This is a genomic window from Actinacidiphila yanglinensis (assembly GCF_900107965.1).
Taxonomy (GTDB): domain Bacteria; phylum Actinomycetota; class Actinomycetes; order Streptomycetales; family Streptomycetaceae; genus Actinacidiphila; species Actinacidiphila yanglinensis.
Genome location: NZ_FNVU01000001.1, coordinates 194058 through 213116, shown reverse-complemented (window position 1 = coordinate 213116; position 19059 = coordinate 194058). Strand labels below are relative to the sequence as shown.

The 19059-nt window shown below is 73.7% G+C and carries 21 protein-coding genes and 1 other RNA gene; 12 read left to right on the top strand and 10 right to left on the bottom strand.

Translation table 11 applies throughout. The features are described from left to right. Positions 1-169 precede the first annotated feature (169 nt). Together C4U44_RS00960 and C4U44_RS00955 are read right to left on the bottom strand one after the other, a co-directional pair. Positions 170-385, bottom strand: a complete 216-nt coding sequence (locus C4U44_RS00960; protein WP_103883615.1) for a cold-shock protein — start codon at positions 383-385, stop codon at positions 170-172. 570 nt (positions 386-955) lie between these two features. After that, positions 956-1288, bottom strand: a complete 333-nt coding sequence (locus C4U44_RS00955; RefSeq protein ID WP_103883614.1) for a MerR family transcriptional regulator — start codon at positions 1286-1288, stop codon at positions 956-958. 673 nt (positions 1289-1961) lie between these two features. On the opposite strand from C4U44_RS00955, the gene C4U44_RS00950 reads away from it, so the two are divergent. After that, positions 1962-2195, top strand: a complete 234-nt coding sequence (locus C4U44_RS00950) for a hypothetical protein (protein ID WP_103883613.1) — start codon at positions 1962-1964, stop codon at positions 2193-2195. 301 nt (positions 2196-2496) lie between these two features. On the opposite strand, the gene rnpB is transcribed toward C4U44_RS00950, so the two are convergent. After that, positions 2497-2899, bottom strand: an RNA gene (gene rnpB / locus C4U44_RS00945) — RNase P RNA component class A. A gap of 110 nt (positions 2900-3009) precedes the next feature. Between rnpB and yaaA the strand changes: the two genes are divergently transcribed. Next, positions 3010-3801, top strand: coding sequence for a peroxide stress protein YaaA (gene yaaA, locus C4U44_RS00940; RefSeq protein ID WP_103883612.1), 792 nt, complete (start codon positions 3010-3012; stop codon positions 3799-3801). Between the two features lie 64 nt (positions 3802-3865). Here the strand turns inward: yaaA and C4U44_RS00935 are convergent, their stop codons facing one another. After that, entirely contained in the window at positions 3866-4819 is a 954-nt protein-coding gene (locus C4U44_RS00935) for an AraC family transcriptional regulator (RefSeq protein ID WP_103883611.1), read from the bottom strand. 109 nt (positions 4820-4928) lie between these two features. Between C4U44_RS00935 and C4U44_RS00930 the strand changes: the two genes are divergently transcribed. Together C4U44_RS00930 and eda are read left to right on the top strand one after the other, a co-directional pair. Further along, on the top strand, positions 4929-6005 hold the full coding sequence (locus C4U44_RS00930) for an acyl-CoA dehydrogenase family protein (protein ID WP_103883610.1): 1077 nt from the start codon (positions 4929-4931) through the stop codon (positions 6003-6005). Between the two features lie 122 nt (positions 6006-6127). Continuing rightward, complete coding sequence (eda, locus tag C4U44_RS00925) at positions 6128-6745, top strand: bifunctional 4-hydroxy-2-oxoglutarate aldolase/2-dehydro-3-deoxy-phosphogluconate aldolase (RefSeq protein WP_103883609.1); 618 nt, start codon at positions 6128-6130, stop codon at positions 6743-6745. A 75-nt stretch (positions 6746-6820) separates the two neighbouring features. Here the strand turns inward: eda and C4U44_RS00920 are convergent, their stop codons facing one another. The 3 genes from C4U44_RS00920 to C4U44_RS00915 are packed head-to-tail and all read right to left on the bottom strand — an operon-like array spanning position 6821 to position 9248. Further along, positions 6821-7585 carry a histidine phosphatase family protein gene (locus C4U44_RS00920; protein WP_235031714.1) on the bottom strand — a complete coding sequence of 255 codons (765 nt, stop codon included), beginning with the start codon at positions 7583-7585 and terminating at the stop codon, positions 6821-6823. An 8-nt stretch (positions 7586-7593) separates the two neighbouring features. Beyond that, the gene (locus tag C4U44_RS41825; RefSeq protein ID WP_200823124.1) at positions 7594-8337 is read right to left on the bottom strand and encodes a zinc ribbon domain-containing protein; all 744 of its coding nucleotides are present in this window, start codon (positions 8335-8337) and stop codon (positions 7594-7596) included. After that, positions 8334-9248, bottom strand: coding sequence for a Nif3-like dinuclear metal center hexameric protein (locus C4U44_RS00915; RefSeq protein WP_103883608.1), 915 nt, complete (start codon positions 9246-9248; stop codon positions 8334-8336). The genes C4U44_RS41825 and C4U44_RS00915 overlap by 4 nt, the downstream gene beginning before the upstream one ends. 180 nt (positions 9249-9428) lie before the next feature. Between C4U44_RS00915 and C4U44_RS41820 the strand changes: the two genes are divergently transcribed. From C4U44_RS41820 to C4U44_RS00890, 6 genes are all read left to right on the top strand, one after another. After that, a complete protein-coding gene (locus tag C4U44_RS41820) occupies positions 9429-10877 on the top strand; it encodes a hypothetical protein (protein ID WP_200823098.1) in 1449 nt (482 codons plus the stop codon). A gap of 85 nt (positions 10878-10962) precedes the next feature. Then, the gene (locus C4U44_RS41815; RefSeq protein WP_200823097.1) at positions 10963-11103 is read left to right on the top strand and encodes a hypothetical protein; all 141 of its coding nucleotides are present in this window, start codon (positions 10963-10965) and stop codon (positions 11101-11103) included. A 79-nt stretch (positions 11104-11182) separates the two neighbouring features. Then, entirely contained in the window at positions 11183-11575 is a 393-nt protein-coding gene (locus C4U44_RS00905; RefSeq protein ID WP_103883607.1) for a hypothetical protein, read from the top strand. Between the two features lie 279 nt (positions 11576-11854). After that, positions 11855-12751, top strand: a complete 897-nt coding sequence (locus C4U44_RS00900; RefSeq protein WP_235031777.1) for an ABC transporter ATP-binding protein — start codon at positions 11855-11857, stop codon at positions 12749-12751. A 110-nt stretch (positions 12752-12861) separates the two neighbouring features. Beyond that, complete coding sequence (locus C4U44_RS00895) at positions 12862-13593, top strand: ABC transporter permease (RefSeq protein WP_103884138.1); 732 nt, start codon at positions 12862-12864, stop codon at positions 13591-13593. Next, a complete protein-coding gene (locus C4U44_RS00890) occupies positions 13590-14912 on the top strand; it encodes a sensor histidine kinase (RefSeq protein ID WP_235031713.1) in 1323 nt (440 codons plus the stop codon). Before C4U44_RS00895 ends, C4U44_RS00890 begins: the two co-directional genes overlap by 4 nt. A 201-nt stretch (positions 14913-15113) precedes the next feature. On the opposite strand, the gene C4U44_RS41390 is transcribed toward C4U44_RS00890, so the two are convergent. Together C4U44_RS41390 and C4U44_RS00885 are read right to left on the bottom strand one after the other, a co-directional pair. Then, positions 15114-15290, bottom strand: coding sequence for a hypothetical protein (locus tag C4U44_RS41390; protein ID WP_160144958.1), 177 nt, complete (start codon positions 15288-15290; stop codon positions 15114-15116). 128 nt (positions 15291-15418) lie between these two features. After that, a complete protein-coding gene (locus C4U44_RS00885; protein WP_235031712.1) occupies positions 15419-16729 on the bottom strand; it encodes an FAD-dependent monooxygenase in 1311 nt (436 codons plus the stop codon). Between the two features lie 131 nt (positions 16730-16860). On the opposite strand from C4U44_RS00885, the gene C4U44_RS00880 reads away from it, so the two are divergent. Next, positions 16861-17544, top strand: coding sequence for a TetR/AcrR family transcriptional regulator (locus C4U44_RS00880; protein WP_103883605.1), 684 nt, complete (start codon positions 16861-16863; stop codon positions 17542-17544). A 69-nt stretch (positions 17545-17613) separates the two neighbouring features. Here the strand turns inward: C4U44_RS00880 and C4U44_RS00875 are convergent, their stop codons facing one another. Then, positions 17614-17901: a hypothetical protein gene (locus C4U44_RS00875; protein ID WP_103883604.1), complete on the bottom strand. Its 288-nt coding sequence runs from the start codon at positions 17899-17901 to the stop codon at positions 17614-17616. Between the two features lie 208 nt (positions 17902-18109). On the opposite strand from C4U44_RS00875, the gene C4U44_RS00870 reads away from it, so the two are divergent. Continuing rightward, positions 18110-18931, top strand: a complete 822-nt coding sequence (locus tag C4U44_RS00870; protein WP_103883603.1) for a maleylpyruvate isomerase family mycothiol-dependent enzyme — start codon at positions 18110-18112, stop codon at positions 18929-18931. Positions 18932-19059: the final 128 nt, after the last annotated feature.

The window sequence follows — 19059 nt, the reverse complement described above, 5'->3', positions numbered from 1 at the left end:
GAGTCGTGTGATGGCCTGCTGAAGAAGGCGTCGCCGAAACGCGAAGCCCGGAGATTCATTTACACCCGAAGCGCGGTCGAGGGCGCGCGGCACACAGGAAAAATCTCAGGAATTTCCCGTAGCCAGGACGGCGAACGCCCCGAGAGACACGGCTCCGGCAACGAGTTAATTACGCCTCAGCGTCAGACGGGACGATATTCTCGGCCATCGCGCCCTTCGGGCTCGACGCGACGTCGAAGGTGACCTTCTGCCCTTCGAGCAGCTCACGGAGTCCCTCGGCGGCGATGTTCGAGAAGTGGGCGAACACATCGGCGCCGCCGTCATCCTGTTCGATGAAACCGAATCCCCTGGCTGCGTTGAACCACTTCACAGTGCCGGACGCCACGTCGTGTCTCCTCTGGGGGCAGTACGCCAGCGACCGCAATCCACGGCTACCGGGTCGCCGCGATGATGCCCCACCCGGAAGATGACCGGGAATAAAAAAAATGCTTCCCGCGGCCGAATGGAATCGACGGGGCGCTGGAGATCTGGGAAACCACAACTGCAACTGAGGTCGACACTAGCACACGGGGGATGGCCCGAACCCCGCCGATGGCGACACTCTGCCCTAACCGGTAAAACACTCTTCACGCGGCACGCAAAACCCTTACCCCGCCGTTATAGATATCCAGCCGTGCGGAGCGCCGCATTTCAAAAGGTGCAGCCAGAGCAGACCCCCGACGATGATCATCACGATGATCGACCCACCCCCGGTGCGCGCGAAGTCGGGCAGGTGGAAGACGGCCACCCGACTCAGTGCGATGCAGCCGACGCTGTGCAGCCCACGCGGTGCCCCGAGCCACCGAACGTCTACCGTCCGCGGGCGGGAGGTTGGGCATCTTTCATGATCATGAGCACAGATTGTGAGCCAACGGAAGGATATGGCGTTTCGCGTTTCGCTTCCCCGGACTGCGAGTCACGTGCCCTTCGTGTCCTGGGAAGCGGCCTGGCGGTATGCCTCGTTGAGGCGCTGGGCCTCTTCGAGTTGGTCTTCGAGGATGATGATCCGGCAGGCCGCCTCGACGGGGGTGCCCTGATCGACGAGTTCCCGTGCGCGGGCAGCGATGCGCAGTTGGTAGCGGGAGTAGCGCCGGTGGCCGCCCTCGGAGCGGAGCGGGGTGATCAGGCGGGCTTCTCCGATGGCGCGCAGGAAGCCGGGGGTGGTGCCGAGGAGTTCCGCGGCGCGGCCCATGGTGAAGGCGGGGTAGTCGTCGTCATCGAGACGGCCGAACGAGTCATCTGCTGTCATTGCACCTCTTTGTGGCACGCGTGGAGGGGTCCTGGCGCCGTGCGGCACCAGGACCCCGAAGGAACTACTACACCATCTGCCGGCCTTGCTACTGGACCGGCCTTCTGTTTCCGCCGACCCGACCGAGATGCCGTCGGGGCCGCGGGGATCGCGGTTGCTTGACCGGAGACCACCTCACTATCGATGTCCTGCGGTACCCGGGCTCACGATTTCCGCCCGGGCGATCCTGATGGCGTCCGGCTCCTCCGTTCTCCCTCTGGGATTGATCACTTACCAAGCGGGTACTGCGTACTGCCCACACCGAACTGCTACCGCGTGAACGGCGGCACTTCTCACGGCGGCCCCTGATCACTGCGGGCCACCCGGTCCGGTCGTCAGCCCCGTCGCCGTCAGGCAACCGCTCTGGCTTCGGAACTCCACCACCGCACCGTCCTGCAACCTAGGTGCTTCCGCCCGGCAGTTCGTCTCTGCCGGGCCTTCCTCGATCTCGGCTACGTGAGAAACCATAGCCACCTCACGGCCAAATGTCTACTCCGGCCGACACAGATTTCTGCATGTCGGCCGAGAAGGTAGTTGCCCTCGACCACTGAGTGGACGGCTTGGCGGCCTCACATCGGCCGCAGGCCGGCTGCGACCAGCAGCCCCGCACCGGCATCGAAGGCATGGCCGGCTCTTGGGCCTCCCCGCCGTGGTCGACTTCCGCGCACCGCTCGACGGCCAGCCCTGGAACCAGGTCCCCACCGAGCGGCGCGGCATCACCCCGGCCCGGAAGATCGAAGAGCCCGTCTACTTCACGGGCGACGTCGGGCCGGGCCGCATCGTGCACCGCGGCAACTGCCGCTCCATCCGCGGCCTCGCCAGCCCCGCCACCACCGGACACGTCCTTGCTGCTGTTCCGGCCTCCTGATGGACGTTCAGCCCCACGTGTCTCGGTCGCCCCGAGTCGACTCCGAGGCCGCTCTCGAATCGACACCCCGGCCCGAGAAATCAGTGGTGTTCACTGCCCCTCACCCACCGATGCGCCCCAGCCGGCGCTGCCAGTTGCCCCAGCGCCACCAGGGCATTGGGAGTCCAGAAGCGGCCTCGGGGCGGTTCGGCCCGTGCACATCCGCGCGGGAACTCCCGGGAAACCGCAGGAAATCCGGGGAGGACAGAGAGGCGGCCACGCCCGCTGAACAGGGCGGACCCCCAGGTCAGGGAGGGAGCGGCAGACGAGTCGGGCTGTACGCCGGGTTCTGTCGCCGGGCGGCCTCGCGGCCGGCCGGGAGACGGCCATCCATCTAGGGCTGCCGTTGCCGACAGCCTCGTGCGGTCTACCCGCGAACTCGGGCGGGCAGCCCTCGAACGTCCGCGCGGGGCCATATTCCTATGGCGCCCTCTTGACCTTGCTCCAGGTGGGGTTTACCTAGCTGCCCAGGTCACCCTGGGCACTGGTGGTCTCTTACACCACCGTTTCACCCTTACCGGGGACCGAGATCCCCGGCGGTCTGTTTTCTGTGGCACTGTCCCGCGGGTCACCCCGGGTGGCCGTTAGCCATCACCTTGCCCTGTGGAGCCCGGACGTTCCTCGGCGGATCACAGGTGATCCGACGCGACCGTCCGCCCGGCTCGTCTGCCGTGCCGCCCATCCTAGCCGTTCGGCGGGCCGGGCCGGGCCGTAGGCTGCTGCGGGCCGGCCGTACCGGGGCCGGCCCGCTGACCAGGAATGCCAGGGAGAAACCGTGCTCGTTCTGCTGCCGCCGTCCGAGGGGAAGGCCACCGCCGTACGGGGGCGGCCGCTCGCGCTCGACCGGCTGTCGCTGCCCGCCCTGACCGGCGCCCGGGCGGCCGTGCTCGACGAGCTGGTGCGGCTGTGCGAGGACTCCCGCGACGACGAGGACGGCGGCAAGGCGGCCGAGGTCCTCGGGCTCACCCCCGGGCTGCGCGGCGAGATCGCCAAGAACGCCGCCCTGCGCAGCGCCCCCACCCTCCCCGCGGCCGACCTCTACACCGGGGTGCTCTACGACGCGCTCGGCCTGGCCACCCTCGACACCGCCGCGCTGCGCCGGGCCCGCCGCTCCGTCCTGGTCTTCTCCGGACTGTGGGGCGCCCTGCGGCTGGCCGACCGCGTCCCCTCCTACCGCTGCTCGATGGGCGTACGGCTCCCGGGTGCGGGCGCCCTCGCCACCTACTGGCGGCCGCACCTCGACGCGGTGCTGCCCGACGCCGCCGGCAGCGGGCTCGTCCTCGACCTGCGCTCGTCCGCGTACGCCGCCGCCTGGAAGCCCCCGGCCGCCCTCGCACGGCGTACGGCGACGGTCCGCGTACTCCAGGTGACGGTCGTGGACGGGGTGGAAAAACGGTCCGTGGTCAGCCACTTCAACAAGGCCACCAAGGGCACGCTGCTCCGCTCCCTGCTGGCTGCCGGCGCCACCCCGAAGACGCCCACCGCGCTCGCCGGCGTACTGCGCGACCTCGGGTTCGAGGTCGAGCAGCCCGGAGGCGGCGGCCAGCTCGACGTCCTCCTCCGCTGACGCCGGTTCCCTGGTTCCCCGGTCCCCGGATCCGCCCGGGTGGACCGGGCCCCGGTCACCACCGCTACGGCGCGATCCTCCTCGACGGGACCGGCGCCTCGGCATCCGCGTCCGTGGCCACGACCCCCGCCGCAGCCGCGGGAGGACGGCGGAAACGGCCCGGGGAGACGCCGAACGCACGGCGGAACGCGGCGGCGAACGCGAACTCCGTTGCGTAGCCCACCTCCCCGGCGATCGCGGCCAGCGGCGCGGTCGTCTCCCGGAGCAACCGGCCCGCGTATGTCAGCCGTTGCTCGGTGAGATACGCCATCGGCGGCCGGCCGACCAGCGCGGTGAACCGCCGGGTGAACGCCGCCCGGGACAACCCCGCCACCTGGCTGAGCTGTTGGACGGTCCAGCGTCGCCCGAGATCGGCGTGGATCGCGTGCAGCGCCGCGGCGATCGAAGGGTCGGTGACGTTCAGCAGGCCGGGCGCGCGGTTCTGCTCCAGCCACTGGCGCAGCCCGTGCACGAGCACCAGGTCGAGGAGCGCGCGGCGGCTCGCCGAACTGCCCGGCTGCGTACCGGAGACGTCCGCGCGCAGCAGGTCGACCACCGTCCGCAGCTCCGGGTACCGGTCGTGATCGGGCGGCACGACGATCACGTCCGGCAGTCCCGCGACGAACAGGCGCTCCGGGCCGTGCTCGAGCCGGTAGGCACCGCAGAGGATCTCGACGTCGACCGGTTCGGACGGCTCCGGTTCGGGACCCATCACGCCCGGCGGAAGATCGTCCAGCGCGCACGGGGCGTGGCTCAGCCCGTGCGCGGCGCCGGTCGGGGTCAGGACCACCGTGCCGGTCGTCAGCTCGGTGGCCGGGCCGTCCGATGTGACCAGCCAGCAGCCGCCGCTCAGGACGATGTGGAAACCGCTGCCGGCGAAGGCCGTGTACCCCATGCCCCATGCGCCCGACCTCTTGACGAGGCGACCGTTGGCATGGCCGATCCGGACACGTTCGACCATCTCACTGACCATGTCCATACTGCCGGAGCGTACAGGGCGGCAGCTCGGACCCGTCGGGCACAGACGCGTATCCGCGCGCGCCACGCGCGCATGGTGCCGGGGTCGGGCGGGTGGTTGTGTCGGATGCATGAACACAGGAGTCACCAGTGACGAGCAGCTGCGGGTGCTGCTCGCCCACGCGGAGAAGACCGAGCAGCAGGACCGCCCGACGCCGGAGAGCCTGGAGGCGGCCCGGCAGGGCGGAGCCTTCGCGCTGCGGACACCGGCCCGCCATGGCGGCGCGGAGGCGAACGCCGAGACCCTCGCGCGGCGGCTGGCGGTACTGGGCCGCGCCTGCCCGGCCACGGCATGGATCGCGGGGACCTGCGCGACCGCGAAGACCCTCGCGGCACTCGCCTACGACGTCAAGGTGCTCGCCGACCTCTTCGCCGACCCCGACGCGCTGGCCTGCGGCTCGGGGGTGCCCGCGGCGCGCGGCGAGCGGCTACCGGACGGCAGCGTACGGGTGACGGGCCGCTGGCCGAACGTCTCGGGCTGCGAGGACGCGGCCTGGGCCGGGCTGGCGCTCATGTGCGACGGGGTCTACAGCACGGCCCTCATTCCGCTCGAGGACCTGTCCGTCGAGCGGACCTGGCACATGGCGGGCATGCGGGGCACCGGCAGTCACACCCTGGTCGCCACGGATCTGCTGGTACCGGCCGGTCGCGTGGTGTCCGCCGATCCCCCCGCTCCCGCGACGAGGCTGCTGTTCGCGCTCACCGTGCTCGGCCCGGTGGTGGGCGCGGCCCGGGGTGCGCTCGATGTGACCCGCACGATGTTCGCGTCGGACCGGAAGCCGTTCATGACCGCGTACTCCCGGATGGGAGAGTCCGCCGGGGCACGTCACTGGCTGGCGGAGGCGGCCCATCTGGTCGACCGCGCCGAGCGCACGATGCTCGCGGTGGCCCGGGCCGCCGACTCGCGCGAGGGTGCCGCGGCCGACACGGCGCGACTGGCCATGGACCTGGCCGACGCCGGCCGCGACTGCCGCGCCGCCCTGGAGCGCATGCTCGACCTGCACGGCGCGAGCGGCTTCGCCACCGCCAACCCGTTGCAGCGCTACTGGCGGGACGTCGCCGTGGGCAGCCGCCATCCCCACCTCAACCCGTACCTCGCCACCGAGAACCTCGGATCGGCCCTCGTGGACGCGCACCCCGAGCGGTGAACGCACACCCCGAGCGGTGAACGCGCGGCAGTCACGGGACCTCGACCCGGCCGCGGGAACATCGCGTTGCAGGGTGTGCAACGACCGTTGCGCACCCTGATGCCGCGGTCCAGGATGTCCGCATGGATTCCGTGCTCGACCTCGCCCCCGTCGTCCCCGTGGTCGTCATCGAGGACGCGCGGGACGCGGTACCGCTGGCCCGGGCGCTGGTGGCCGGGGGGCTGCGGGCGATCGAGGTGACGCTGCGCACCCCGGCCGCGCTGGAGGCGATCGCCGCGATCGCGCACGGGGTGCCGGACGCGGTGGTGGGCGCCGGCACTGTGCTCAACCCGGACCAGGTGGCGGCGGCGGAGGCGGCGGGCGCGCGGTTCCTGGTCAGCCCGGGATGGACCGAGCGGCTGCTGGACGCGATGCGCGGCTCGGGACTGCCGTTCCTGCCCGGGGTGTCCACGGTGTCGGAGGTGCTGCGGCTGCTGGAACGCGGGGTGACCGACCTGAAGTTCTTCCCGGCGGAGGCGGCCGGCGGCGCGCCGTACCTCAAGTCGCTGCACTCGCCGCTGCCGCAGGCCCGTTTCTGCCCGACCGGCGGCATCGACGCCGAGCGCGCGCAGGACTACCTCGCGCTGCCCAACGTCGCCTGCGTGGGCGGCACATGGATGATGCCGAAGGACGCGCTCCGGGCGAAGGCGTGGGACGAGATCACGGCACTGGCCCGGAAGGCCGCGGCGCTCACCGGGTGAGCCCGCCGGGCGAGCGTCCAAGGGACGAGCGTTCGCCGGATGAGCCGCGGCAAGTGAGGCGGCCCCCTTGGGAGTTCAGGCCGGGCCGAGACCGCGCAGGTGGGCCGTCGCGTTGACGTACCGCACGGACGTGTTGCCGTCGGCGTAGTACGCGATCGCGCACAGCGCCGCCGGGGCCAGGTACATGCGGTACAGCGCCTCGGAGGGCGCGCCGAGGGCCAGCCGGACCAGGGTCTTGATCGGCGTGACATGGCTGACCAGCAGCAGCGTACGACCCCGGTGGGCGGCGAGCAGCGCGTCGCGGGCGGCCTCGACCCGGGCGGCGACGTGCTCGAAACTCTCGCCGCCGGGCGGGGCGTGGGACGGATCGCCGAGCCACGCGGCCATCGCGTCGGGGTCGCGCTGCCGCGCCTCGGCGAAGGTCAGGCCGTCCCAGGCGCCGAAGTCCGTCTCGCGCAGGCCCTCTTCGACGGTGATGTCCAGGCCGAGCCGCGCGGCGACCGGGGCCGCGGTCTGCCGGCAGCGGGCGAGCGGGGAGCTGACCACGGTGTGCACGGCGCGGACGCCGTCCGCCTCGCACGCATGCGGCCCCGCCAACTCCCCCGCGGCCAGCTCCGCTTGCGCACGCCCCCGCTCCGACAGGTCCGGGTCGCTGCCCCCGCTCCCGGAGAACCGCTGCTGCCCGGTGAGTGCCGTCTCGCCGTGCCGCAGCAGCACGAACGTGGTCGGGGCGCCCAGATCAGGCGCGGCCGACCCGACTCCGGCGGGCTTCGACCCGGCGGACCCGGCCCCGGCGGACTCGGGCACGCCGGACTCGGGCACGTCGGACTCGGGTCCCACCACGTCCTCTACAGCCCGGAGTCAGCCGTGCGCACCAGGATCCGGCGGCAGTTCTCGCACCGCACCACCTCGTCGGAGGGCGCGGCCCGCACCTCGTTCAGCTCGGTGATGTTCAGCTCCAGCCGGCAGCCCTCACACCGCTTCTGGTAGAGGCGGGCCGCGCCGATGCCGCCCTGCTGGGCGCTCAGCTTGTCGTAGAGCTTGAGCAGGTCGTCCGGGACGGCGGCGGCGAGCACCTCGCGTTCCTTGGCGACGGTGAACCCCTCCGCGTCGATCCCCTCCAGCGCGGCGGTCTTGCGCTGGTCGGCCTCCGCGACCTTCGCCTCCAGGGACTCCACCCGGCCGGCGAGTTCGGTGCCGCGCTGCTGCGCGTTCTCGCGGCGCTCCATGACCTCCAGGACGACGTCCTCCAGGTCGGACTGGCGCTTGGCGAGCGAGGTGATCTCGTGCTGGAGGTTCTCCAGGTCCCGCGGCGAGGTGACCACGCCGGAGTCGAGGCGCTGCTGGTCGCGGGTGGCCCGCTGGCGGACCTGGTCGACGTCCTGCTCGGCCTTGGTCTGCTCGCGGGCGGTGTCGCTCTCCTCGGTGCGCGCGGCGACCAGCAGGTCGCGCAGCTGGGCGAGGTCGGCGTTCAGCCGCTCCAGCTCGGCGTGCTCGGGCAGGTTTCTGCGTTTGTGGTCCAGCTGCGCGATCCGCGCATCGAGGGCCTGGACTTCGAGAAGTCGGATCTGGTCGGCGGGCGCGGCGTTCAGCGGGGGGCTCCTGTGCTGCTGGAAGGGAAATTCGGGTTCGGCGCGAGGGACGGCGCCTGCTGCGCGGCCGGGTCGGACGGCGCGTGGATCGTCCACGGGTCGGTGACCGCCCGCGAGACGTGCGTGCGCAGGTTCCAGCCGTGCCGGTCGGAGATCTCGTCGAGCTGGCCGGCGGCCTGCTCGCACCACGGCCACTCGGTGGCCCAGTGCGCGGCGTCCACCAGTGCGGGCGGTCCGGCCTGCCGGGCCTCGGAGGCCGGATGGTGCCGCAGGTCGGCGGTGAGGAAGGCGTCGACGCCGGCCGCGCGGACCTCGGCGAAGAGGCTGTCGCCCGAGCCGCCGCAGACCGCGACCGTACGGATCGTGGCGTCCGGGTCGCCGGCCACCCGCACCCCGGCGGCGGTGCCCGGCAGGTCGCGCGCGGCCCGCGCGGCGAACTCGGCCAGGGTCAGCGGCGCGTCGAGCTCGCACAGCCGGCCCAGGCCCCGGCGGCCCTCGGGGTCGGTCGGGTCGGGCACGAGCGGGCCGGTGACGCGCAGGTCGACGGCGGCCGCGAGCGCGTCGGAGACACCGGGGTCGGCGCGGTCGGCGTTGGTGTGCGCCACGAGCAGGGCGACCCCGCCGCGGATCAGGTCGTGCACCACCCGGCCCTTGAAGCCGGCCGGGCCGACGGGGGCGACGGTGGTGGTGCCGCGCAGGTACAGCGGGTGATGGGTGACGAGCAGGTCCGCGCCCAGCCGCACCGCCTCGTCGACGACCTCCTGCACCGGGTCGACGGCGAACAGCACGCGGCCGACCTCGGCGGACGGATCGCCGCAGACCAGGCCGACGGCGTCCCACGACTCCGCCAGCTCCGGCGGCCAGAGGGCGTCGAGAGCGGCGAGGACGTCGGCGAGAGTGGGAGCGGGCACGTAACGAAGATTACCCGCCGCGCGGGGCGGCCGGGATGCGCGCGGGCGGGCCAGCACAACGGCCCCGGCGGCGGCGCCGATTCGCGCGAAGCGACACCCTTACGTGTGAACCGCCCCGTCTCACGTTGATCGTCATGAAGTACGAAAAGTACGGTCCTGAGCCGGAGGTGGACGACTCACATGACCGTCGACACAACTGGCACACCACAGGCCCCGCTCGGCACACTGCCGGCCCCCTTCCCGCCGCTCTCCCCGGCATCCTCGCCGCTCACCCGGGCATCCTCGCCGCTCACCCGGGCGTCCTCGCCGCTGACCCGGGCGTCCTCGGGCGCCGTTCCGGCACCGGCCGGCCCGCCCGCAGCCGCCGCCCCGGAGGACGCCCCCACCGTGCACGTGCGCCGACGTATCGGCTTCACGATCAGCGGGGACGGCTCGTACGCGGCCTGCCTCGCGGAGGCGACCGTGCCGAGCGACGAGGGCGAGGGGGGAGGCGGCTGGTTCGTCGAGCGCTGGTCGCTGGACGGGCCCGAGCCGTACGCGGTGGCGCTGCCGGGCGCGCAGCCGGAGGAGCCCGGTACGCAGGTGCTGCCGCTGCCGGACGGGCGCGTGCTGGTGCGCCGCGAGGTGGGCGGCGGGAACAGCCGCGCCGGCGAAGAACGGGAGGAGGACCACCTCCCGGAAGAAGCGGGCCCCTCCGCCGAGACCGCCGCGGACGGACCGGGCCGCGCAGCCGAGGCCGGGGCCGATCCCGCGCCCGGGCACCACGACCTCTCCCTGCTCTACCCGTCCGGCACCGGTACCGGCACCCAGCGGATCGGCGGGCTGACCGGCACCGAGGTGCGGCTGCTCCCGCCGGCCCCGTTCGGCGCCTTCGCCACCTGCTACGACGCGGGCGGCGGCGTGACCTCGCTGTGGCAGCTGTGCGACACCGGCGGCGGCAGCGGCGGCGGTCCCGCGCACGTCCTGACGGTGCCGGGGCGCTGCACCGGCGGCGTTTGGCTGGACCGCGGCGGCCGGCTGCTCGCGCTGGACCGCGCGCTGGACGGGCGGACGAAGGCGGTCGTGGTGGACCTGCACGTCGGCCAGGTCAGCCCGCTGCTCCAGCTCACCGAGGACAGCGACGACCGGCTGCTGCTGGCCGAACCCGACAGCGGGCTGATGATCGTCCGCAGCGACGCCACCGGCGAGCCCCGACTCGGCTGGGGCGTGCTCGGCAGCCGCCATCCCGTGCGCTTCCCCGACACCCTGCGGGTCGCCGGCGCGCTCCTCTCCCCGGTCGCGGCGCAGCCGGGGCAGATCCTCACCCCCGAGGCATGCGTGGTCGCCTTCCGGTCGGCGGTGCCGGGTGGTGCCGCGTCGCTCGCGCTGTGGCGGCCCGGCGAGCGCCGCCTGCACTGGCGCCGCGCCCCCGCGGACTGGCTCGGGCCGGCTGCCCGCTGGCTGCCCCGCTCCCCGCTCCACCTGCCCTCCCCCACCGCCCTGCACGCGTACGACGTGCCGCCGGTGGCCGCTCCGGGGCCGCTCGCCCTGCCCGCGCCGCGGGTCCTGCGGGCGCGGGCGCTGCCGCCGGCCCGGCGCACCCTCGCGGTGCTCCCGCTCCAGAAGGCCCCGCTGACCCCGGTCGCGTGACGCTCGGTAGACTCACCCGGGTCGCCTGGGGTGAGCACCCTGAGTGAGCAAGTAGGCAATGGGTACACGGGGAGAGCACGCAAGTATGTCGGATGCGACCAGGGCCCAGCACGGGCACGGGGACATGGACGAGGGCACGGCGGGACGCCATCGGGGCGAGGCTTCCGCGGAGGACACGGAGGCGGCCGCGCCGCACGGCAAGCACCGCCGCGAGGGGTCGGACTGACGCCGCCCGTGCGATCGTTGGGGCATCCGACGGACGCGCGGACGGATGCCGGGGGGACCGGGGGACCGTGGGGGAAACGATGGCGGAGCGCTGGGGCCTGATCGTCGAGGAGTCGAAGGGCGGGCGCTACGGCTTCGTGTACGCGCACGTGCTGGAGGTGTTCACCGGCAGCCGCGCCGACGCGCTCACCCGGCTGGAGGCGCACGCCACCACCTACCGGCCCCGGCGGGGACCCTACGGGCCCAGGACCCGGCTGTTCCGCTCGACCGACGGCTTCCTGATGGTCTCCGGTGACGCGCCGAGCGAGTACGCCAGCGACTGGCACACGCTGTGCCGCTTCACCGTCGCGGAGTTGCTGCGCGACAGCGAGGACACGCGCAAGACGGCCGAGGCGGAGTGGCAGGAGCGCGCGGAGGTGGAGCGCCAGGAGCGCGAGGCAAAACGCAGCGCGCGCAGGGCCCGCCGCATGTGAACGGGTGCCCGGCTGCGGGTGCGGTCCCGCGCCCGGCGCTGCCGGCGTGACCTGGGCACAGGACATTTGTCCCGGGTACCGCACGACATTCGCTCCTGCCGAACTCCCGCTCCCGGCCCCTAACTTCGTGGCATGGCGGATGCCCCTTCCCACATGTCCCACGTGATCCACGTTCCCGGTACGCCCCGCGCGGTTCGTACGCCGGGCGTGATCGCGACGCCCCAGGTGCCGGACCTGCCCGCGGCGCGACCGGCGCCTCCGGCCGTCCGGTTCTCCGCGGTGCACCGGCGGTTCGGCGCGGTGCACGCGATCGACGGCGTCGATCTGGAGATCTCCCGCGGCGCGACCGTCGCCCTGCTCGGGCGCAACGGCGCCGGCAAGTCCACGGCGATAGCGCTGCTGCTCGGCCTCGACCGGCCGGATGCCGGCGAGGTGCGGCTGTTCGGCGGGGCGCCGCAGGACGCGGTGCGCGGCGGCCTGGTGGGCGCGATGCTCCAGGGCGGCACCCCGATCCCGCGGGTGACCGTCCGCGAGTGGGTCGGCTTCGTCGCGGCCACGTACCCGCGGCCGATGTCCGTCGCCGAGGCTCTCGCGCTGGCCGGGATCGGCGAGCTGGCGGGGCGGCGGGTGGACCGGCTGTCCGGCGGGCAGGCGCAGCGGCTGCGGTTCGCGCTGGCCGTCGCGGGCAACCCGGCGCTGATCGTGCTGGACGAGCCGACCGCGGCGCTGGACGTGGAGGCGCGGCGCGGCTTCTGGCGGTCCATGCGCGGGTACGCCGCGCGCGGCAACACCGTGCTGTTCTCGACCCACTACCTGGAGGAGGCGGACGAGAACGCCGACCGCATCCTCGTCCTCGACCGGGGCCGCACCGTCGCGGACGGCAGCGGCGAGGAGATCCGGCGGGCGGTCGGCGGCACCCTGGTCTCCTTCGACCTGGACGGCCGGGGCAGCGCCGGCCTGCGCACCCTGCCCGGGGTGACCGCGCTCGAAGTACGCGACGACCGGGCGGTGTTGCGCAGCGGCGACCCCGACGCGACGGTGCTCGCGCTCGCGGCGGCGGGCCGGATAAGACGGCTGGCGGTCACCCCGGCCAGCCTGGAGGAGGCGTTCCTCAACCTGACCGCGCACCCGGACGCGGACGCGGACCAGAGCCCGTCGCCGGCGGTGACCCGATGACCGCCCGCGCGCTTCCCCCGGCCGCCCCGGCCCCTGCCGCGCCCGTATCCGCGGCCACCTCCGCCGTCGTCGGCCCGCCCTTCCCCCGCCCGGCCTCCTGGGTGCGGCCGCTGCTGTCGTACGTCCGGCTGGAGGTGCGCCGCACCCTGCGCGACGGCGGGTACGCGGTGATGGGCGTGGTGATGCCGGTGGCGATGTACCTGCTCTTCACCAACCTCGGGGTGGGCGGCGACGCCGACTTCCGCGGCGACTACGCGCAGTACTCGATGATCGGGATGGCCGCCTACGGAGCCCTGGGCGCGGCCCTCGCCGTCGGGTCGGGCGTCGCGGAGGACCGCGGGCGCGGCTGGCTGCGGCAGTTGCGGGTCACCCCGCTGCACCCGGTGCAGGTGGTCGCGGGGCGGGCACTGACCGCGGGGGTGACGGTGCTGCCGGCGATCACGGCGGTGCTGACCGCGGGCGGCCTGGTCAACGGGGTACGGCTGGAGCTCTGGCAGTGGCTCGCCGCGGGTCTGCTGCTGTGGCTGGGCACGCTCCCGTTCACCCTGCTGGGCCTCGGCAACGGCTACGCGCTGACCGGGCAGGCCACCGGCGTGGTGAGCGCGGCCTGCATGATGGGGCTCTCGGTGATCGGCGGCCTGTGGATTCCGGCCGCCGCCTTCCCGCACTGGCTGCGCGAGATCTCCCGCTGGACGCCGACCGCTCGCTTCGGTGACCTGGGATGGAGCGTACTGGAGCACCATGGCCCCGGTTTGGGTACGGTGTCCGTGCTCGCCGGCTGGCTGCTCGTCTTCGCCGGGTACGCGGTGCTCGCGTACCGGCGCGGGGCACGCACCGTATGACCACCGCCACGCCGACCGAGCGGGCGCCGGACGACCACGATCCGGCGCCGCACCGAACGGGGACGGGGATGACGGTGGACGCGAGCAACGCGTTCGGCGCGGCGGGCGACGCCGTGACGGACGAGGAGAAGGAGTGCCGGCGCCGGGCGACCTGGTGGTGGCGGCGCACGGAGCGCTTCGAGGACGAGATCGAACGGCTCAAGCCGCCGGACGGGAACGCGCTGATCCCCTGGCTGCTGATGGCGACCGGACCGGCCACCGACGTGGCCAAGGGCGAGGTCGGCACGCCCTGGCTGGCGGGCGCGGGGCTGGTGGTGTTCGGCGTGCTGTACGTGCTGACCGTGCGCTCCTCCTTCAGCACGCGCTGGGGCTCCGGACCGGTGCCGCCCCGACTGCTGGGCTGCCTGGGCGCGCTCACGCTGGCCATGGCCATCGGCTACGGCGGCAACTTCCTGCTGCTGTTCGTGCTGGTCTCGCTCTGCGTGGGCAGCGTGGCGAGCAGCCGCCGGGTGCTGGGCCTGCTGCTGATCCCGGTGAGCGCGGCCGCCGGGATCACTTCGGGGCTGCACCACGAGGGGTTCTGGTCGACCACGAGCCTGTCGTACGGGACGTTCCTGTCCGGGCTGGTCGTCTCGGTGATCATCACGCTCTTCCAGGCGGTGGCCCAGCTCAAGGCGACCCGGCAGCAACTGGCCCGGTCCGCGGTCGCGCAGGAGCGGATGCGCTTCTCCCGCGACCTGCACGACCTGCTCGGGCACACCCTGTCGGTGGTCGTGGTGAAGTCGGAGGCCGCACGGCGGCTCGCGCCGCGCGACCTGGACGCGGCGCTCGCGCAGGTCGCCGACATCGAGGCGGTCGGCCGGCAGGCCCTCACCGAGATCCGCGAGGCGGTCACCGGCTACCGCGAGGGCAGCCTGTCCACCGAACTGGACCGGGCCCGTTCGGCACTGACCGCCTCCGACATCGAGGTGGTGGTCCAGGAGTCGGGGCCGCCGCTGCCGCCGCAGACCGAGGCGCTGCTCGGCTGGGTGGTCCGCGAGGGCGTCACCAACGTGGTCCGGCACAGCCGCGCCACCCAGGCCACCATCGAACTGCGCACCGGCGGCGGCCACGCGCACCTCACCATCACCGACAACGGCATCGGCCCGCTCGCCGCCGACGCGCCCGACCCGCACCTGCCCACCCGCACCGGCACCGGTCTGCGCGGCCTGACCGAACGCCTCGCCGCGGCCGGCGGCTCCCTCGCCTCCGGGCCGGCCCAGGGCGGCGGGTTCCGCGTCGCCGCGGTCCTGCCGGTCGAGGAGGAGACCCCGGTATAGGCGAGGTTCGCGACTCGCCCCGGCCCGCAGCCAGGGCCCGCCGCTCCCGCACGCGACGGCTGCGACGTCGGTGCCACCGCTACCGGTCGGTGCGCGCCGGAGCGCCACCCGCGAACCGTTCATCCGTACCGCGGGCACGGGCCGCCGGCCGGGCGGACCCCCGGGTCCGACGCGGCCCGCAGCCGCCGGGAACGGAACCGGTCAGAGGTTCTTGACCTCGTCCAACGGGCGCCCGATGGCCTCCTGTACGTCCTCCTCCTGCTCGTTGTCGGCGAGCGCCGCGGCACTCTCCGCCTTCAGATCGTCGGCCGCGGCCTGCCGTGCCCGCTCAGCCGCTTCGTACCGCTGCGCCGCGAGAACCACCTTCGACGTCGTCATAGGTCGATGGTGCCCGACATCGGGGCGCTCCAGGCGTTACGCCGCGCGGCGCGCGCACGGCGGCCGCGCGCCGGGAGGCGGTCCCCGACCGTCGGCTCCAGCCTCCCGGCGAGGGGTGGCACCGCGGCTCAACTCGCCCCAGGGAGAGTGCCCAGGTCGTACGCGTAGAGCCAGCGCGTGGCCCGCGGGTACAACCGGGGGAAGACCCATGGCATCACCAGGTCGCGGGCGCGGGCGGCGAGCGGGCCGGCGGTCTTGGCGTCGCGGTTGGAGCTCGCGGCCTTGGCCATCTTGCCGGTCCGCTCGACCCGTATCCGGTCGAACGCGGCCAGGGCGGCGGGCACCTCGCCCCCGGCCGCGTGCAGCTCGCGGGCGAGCAGGACCGCGTCCTCGATCGCCATCGAGGCGCCCTGACCCGCGCCGACCGGATGCGCGGCGTCGCCGACCAGGACGGTCCGGCCGTCCTGCCGCCGCCGCACCGGGGCGAGGATGTGGAACAGCGTGGCGGACCGTGTCTCGCCCCCCGCACGCAGCACCTCCACGACGTGCGGCTCGGTACGGAACGCCTCGGCCAGCTCGTCGATGCCGACGGATTCCGGTGACTCCGGCGCCTGTACCGCGGCGACCTGGGCGGACCACCACCAGGTGCCGTCGGGAGCGGGCAGGTGGATGAAGGCGCCCCGCCGGGCGAAGGTCATGTGGAAGGCCACGGGCTCCGGGGCGGACGGCGCGTCCGGGCCCGGCCGCTCCGCCGGTATGACCGCCGCCCCTGCCCTCCCGACCGGATATCCCGCACCTGCCACGGCCGCACCCGGGTGCACCGCGCCCGCCGACCCCGGATGCAGCCCGCCCGCACCCGGGCCCGCACCGGCCGCGCCGCCCACCCTCGACCCGCCCGAGACGCTGAACAGGCCCGCGTAGACCGGGTCCGGGAACGCCGGGTCGAGGGCGCGACGCGTGGCCGACCATATGCCGTCCGCACCGACCACCAGATCCGCGTCAGCCGCCTCCGGGCAGCCCGGGCTGTCAAGGCGGCGGCCGGTGACGATCCGGGCGCCGGCGCGCAGCGCCGCCTCCCGCAGGACGCGGACCAGGTCGGCCCGCTGGACGGTGACGCTCAGCAGGTCGTCCTGGGACGTCCGCCCGCGCGGCACGTCGGCGATCAGCTTGCCGCGCCCGGTCAGCATCCGCTGCCGCGCCACCGGGAAACCGGCCCGCTGCACCTCCGCGAGGCAGTCCAGCACGTCGAGGCCGCGCAGGCCGTTCACCGCGAGGCTCAGGAACGAGCCGACCGGGCCCGCGGGGTCCTCGTACCCCTCGTACACCGTCACGTCCGCGCCGATCCTGCGCAGCGCGACCGCGCTCGCCGCGCCCGCGACCCCGCCGCCGACCACGACCGCCTTGAGCTGCCTGCTCATCTGCGCGTCCTGCGTGTCCATGCTCGACTCCCCCTCGTCCCTCTCCGTGTCTGCCGCCGGGATCCGAACCCGCACCCTCCTGTCGAGAGTATGTCCGAATTCCTATTCACCGAATCCTCGTTCACCGAAATCGGCTTCAGTATGATGAGCTGATGAGCGAACGGTCAAGCGGGCAGCAAAAAAGCCGCCGGGGGGACACCCCTGGCGGCCGGAGCGGCGTACGCGCGGCGAAGGCCGCCGAGACGAAGGCGGCGCTGAAGGAGGCGGCGCGCGGCGAGTTCGTCGCGCGCGGCTACCAGAACACGAAGATCACGGACATCACGGCCGCCGCGGGCCGGTCCACCGGCTCGTTCTACGACCACTTCGCCGACAAGGAGGAGTTGCTGCGCGCGCTGCTGGACGACGTCCACGAGCAGGGGCACGCGCACTTCGCCGGCGAGGAGCACCCGCGCGACCACGACCTCACCGACCGGGCCCAGCTCCACGAGCACCTCGCCGTGGCGTGGCGGGTCATGGCGGACAACCTGGGGGTCACCACGGCGCTCTACGAGGCGAACGTCACCGCGGGACCGGCCTCGGGCCGGGCGTGGCAGCGGCTCACCGAGGACACCGCGATGCTCCGCGCGCACCTGGAGTACCTGCGCGGGCAGGGCCGCCCGCTGCCGGGCGACCCCGAACTCGTGGCGGCGGCGATCGGCGCGCTGCTCGGGTCACTGGCCTACGCGCTGCTCCCGCAGTCCGCTCCCGCGTACGACGGTGACGAGGTGGTCGGCACGGTCACCTCGCTGCTGCTGGACGGACTGCGCGGGCCGGGACGGGAACCCGAGCCCGAGTAGCCGGAACCGCTGCCGGAAACCGGGGCCGCGCCGGGACGGCGCGGGAGGGAGCCCCGGTCGAGAGCGGCGTCAGGCGCGGTTGACGCGGCCGGCGACCGCGTGGGCGACGAGGAGGTAGACCGCCGCGGGCAGGCCGTAGTTGAGCACGGTGCGCCACTTGGCGTTGTCGACGGTGAACATGTCCTTCGACCAGGTCGCGAGCCAGTTCGCCGCGTGGTGGACCCAGTTGACCAGGTCGTTGGCGCGGTTCGCGTCGAGGACGAAGAAGAAGATCCACAGGATCAGGATGAGTGCAGCGATGTCTGCGGCGATGAGGATGATCACCGCGGCGGGGTTACCGCCATAGCGTCTGGCCATGGCTCTCGCATTGCCCCGTTAGGGTGAGTGAAACCCGCGACGGTTCCGGTGCGCGCACGGCCGGAACGGCCGGGTGCGACCCAACCCCCTGAAGCGACAAGGCGCGTGAACGGGGCCGGGTGGAGGCACGCGGGGGCGGGCGCGGCCCGGGCAAGCGGGCTCGGGTACGCCGGAACGGACAGCAGCGAACGAGAAGCGGGGAACACGTATGGCGACGGCCTGGCTGGCGCACGAGGAGTACTGCGCGGCGATCGAGAGCGAGACGGCGTTGCTGCGCGCGACCCTGCGCGGCGGCGATCTGGGCCGCAAGGTGCCCAGTTGCCCGGAGTGGACCCTCAACGACCTGGCCGTGCACGTCGGTCAGGCGCACCGCTGGGCCGCGGAGATGGTGCGGCGGCCCGACGACGCCGAACTGCCCGACGACGCCGCGCACGTGCCGGACTACGACCCGGCGCCCGGCGCGGAGGAGTTGGACGCGTGGCTGGCCTCGGGCGCGCGCCTGCTCGCGGAACGGCTCCGGGAAGCGGGGCCGGACGTGCCGATGTGGTCGTGGTGGAGCGCGAAGCGGTCCGGGTTCTGGGCCCGCAGGATGGCGCAGGAGACCCTGGTGCACCGTGCCGACGCGGCGCTCGGCGCCGGACGGCCCTTCGAGGCCGCGCCGGTCCTGGCCGCCAACGCCGTCGACGAGTGGCTGGACCTGGTCACCGACCCGGAGCAGGTCGCCGGCGACCCCGAACTGCACGAGCTGCTGGGCACCGGCCAGACGCTCCGGCTGCGGGCCGACGACACCGCGGCCGTGCCGGACCTGGACCCGGAGTGGGTGATCGTCCGCCACCCGGACCGGGTGGAATGGCGGCGCGGACCGGCCCAGGCAGAAGGCGCCGGCGACCACGGCGACGTGACCCTGCGCGGCTCCCTGACCGACGTGCTCCAGGTGCTGATGCGCCGGCTGCCGCCGGACAGCGACCAGGTGGAGGTCCTCGGTGACCGCGCGCTGCTCGACCACTGGCTGGCGCGGACCTCGTTCTGAGCGGCGCCGGCCGCACCACCTCCTGCCAGGGGTCGGGTCCCCCGGCGTGCTGCCCGGCGGCCGCCACCGTACGGGCCCGTCCGGCTGGCGGGCCGCGGGCAGCCGGGTGATCCTGCGGGAGCGGGCGC